We start from the raw sequence: 2,382 nt of genomic DNA, 5'->3' as shown, positions 1-2,382 counted from the left end.
GCTCAGCGCCGCACCGGACACCGGCCTGCCCGCCGGGGAGCTCGGCCGGCTCGTCGGCGGCACCCATCACGACCCGCACGCCCTGCTCGGCGCCCACCCGCGCGGCGAGTGGACGGTCGTGCGGGTGCTGCGCCCCGACGCGCGCGAGGTGAACCTGCTCGTCGGCGACGAGCGGCACCCGGCCACCCGGCTGCACAGCGGCGGGGTGTTCGCCGCGGCGCTGCCGGGGCATCTGCCCGACTACCGGGTCGAGGTGGTCTACCCGCACAGCTCCGTCCTGGTCGATGACCCCTACCGCTACCTGCCGACCGTCGGCGAGGTCGACCGGCACCTGATCAGCGAGGGCCGCCACGAGCAGCTCTGGAAGGTGCTCGGCGCGCACGTGCGGGACCTGAGCACCCCGGGCGGGCGGGCGGTCACCGGGGTGAGCTTCGCCGTGTGGGCACCGTCCGCGCGGGGGGTGCGCCTCGTCGGTGACTTCGACTTCTGGGACGGCCGGGCGTTCCCGATGCGCTCGCTGGGCGGCTGCGGGGTGTGGGAGCTGTTCGTTCCCGGCGCCGGCGCAGGCCTGCGCTACAAGTACGAGATCCTCGGCTTCGACGGGGTGTGGCGGCAGAAGGCCGACCCGATGGCCTTCCGCACCGAGATCCCCCCGGCCACCGCGAGCGTCGTCACCCAGTCGGACTACTCCTGGACCGACGCCGACTGGCTGGAGCGCCGCGCCCGGACCACCTGGCATACCGAGCCGATCAGCGTCTACGAGCTGCACCTGGGCTCCTGGCGGCGCGGGCTTTCCTACCTCGAGCTCGCCGAGCAGCTCACCGAGTACGTGCTGGGCAACGGCTTCACCCACGTCGAGATGCTGCCCGTGGCCGAGCACCCCTACGGCCCCTCCTGGGGCTACCAGGTGTCGGCCTACTACGCCCCGTCCGCCCGTTTCGGCAGCCCGGACGAGTTCCGCCACCTCGTCGATGCGCTGCACCGCGCCGGCATCGGCGTGATCGTCGACTGGGTGCCGGCGCACTTTCCGCGCGACGGCTGGGCGCTGGGGCGCTTCGACGGCACCCCGCTCTACGAACACCCCGACCCCCGCCGCGGCGAGCAGCCGGACTGGGGTACCTACGTGTTCGACTTCGGCCGCCCCGAGGTCCGCAACTTCCTCGTCGCGAACGCCCTGTACTGGTTCGAGGAGTACCACATCGACGGGCTGCGGGTCGACGCCGTCGCGTCGATGCTCTACCTGGACTACTCCCGGCCCGACGGGGCCTGGCTGCCGAACAAGCACGGCGGCCGGGAGAACCTGGAGGCGGTGGCGTTCCTGCAGGAGGCCAACGCGACCGTCTACCGGCACCACGCCGGCGCCATGATGATCGCCGAGGAGTCGACGGCGTGGCCGGGCGTCACCCGGCCCACCCATCTCGGCGGCCTCGGCTTCGGGTTCAAGTGGAACATGGGCTGGATGCACGACTCGCTCCAGTACAACTCCCACCAGCCCGTGCACCGCAGCTACCACCACAACGAGATCACGTTCTCGATGGTGTACGCGTACTCGGAGAACTACGTCCTGCCGTTCAGCCACGACGAGGTCGTCCACGGCAAGGGCTCGATGCTGCGCCGCATGCCGGGCAACCGCTGGGAGCAGCTGTCGAACCTGCGGGCCCTGTACGCCTACATGTGGGCGCATCCCGGCAAGAAGCTGCTGTTCATGGGCTGCGAGTTCGCCCAGGACAACGAGTGGAGCGAGGCGACGTCGCTGGACTGGCCGCTGCTCGACGAGCCGGGCCACCACGGGATCTCGCTGCTGATCCGCGACCTCAACGCGCTGTACACGTCGTCGCCGGCGCTCTACCGGCGCGACTACGACCAGTCGGGCTTCTCCTGGATCGACGGCAACGACAGCGCCAACAACGTGCTGTCGTTCCTGCGCTGGTCCGGTGACGAGGGTGAGCCTGGCACCGAGGTGCTCGCCTGCGTCACGAACTTCGCCGGCACGACCTTCCACAACTACCGCATCGGCCTGCCCTTCGCCGGCCGCTGGCGGGAGGTCCTCAACACCGACGGCAGCCTCTACGGCGGCGCGAACGTCGGCAACCTGGGCGCCATCGAGGCCGTCGAGGCGCCCTGCCATGGCCTGGCGGCGTCGGCGAGCGTCACCCTGCCGCTGCTGGGTGCCGTGTGGTTCCGCTACGACCCCGAGGACGGCCCGGTCCCCCAGGGCGGCTGAGGCCCGTTCCCGCCGTGGGGGGGGGGGGGGGGGGGGGGGGGGCCCCGCCCCCCCCCCCCCCCCCCCCCCCCCCCCCCCCCCCTCGGCACCGGTCCGGGGGTCGGCGCCGGGGCCTGTGGGCTGGGCGCGACGCTGGGCATCACGGAAGTCATGTGAGG

Annotated in this window: 1 protein-coding gene; it reads left to right on the top strand. The window is 72.2% G+C overall.

The window, feature by feature from the left end; all coding sequences use genetic code 11:
- The first annotated feature begins 25 nt into the window (after nt 1–25).
- The gene (gene glgB, locus MXD58_RS29205) at nt 26–2,224 is read left to right on the top strand and encodes a 1,4-alpha-glucan branching protein GlgB (protein ID WP_250611375.1); all 2,199 of its coding nucleotides are present in this window, start codon (nt 26–28) and stop codon (nt 2,222–2,224) included.
- Nucleotides 2,225–2,382: the final 158 nt, after the last annotated feature.

Origin of the sequence: Frankia sp. AgKG'84/4 (assembly GCF_023242965.2) — a bacterium.
Lineage (GTDB): Bacteria > Actinomycetota > Actinomycetes > Frankiales > Frankiaceae > Frankia.
The sequence above is the reverse complement of the archived record's forward strand: the minus strand, read 5'-3'. Positions and strand labels throughout refer to the sequence as shown.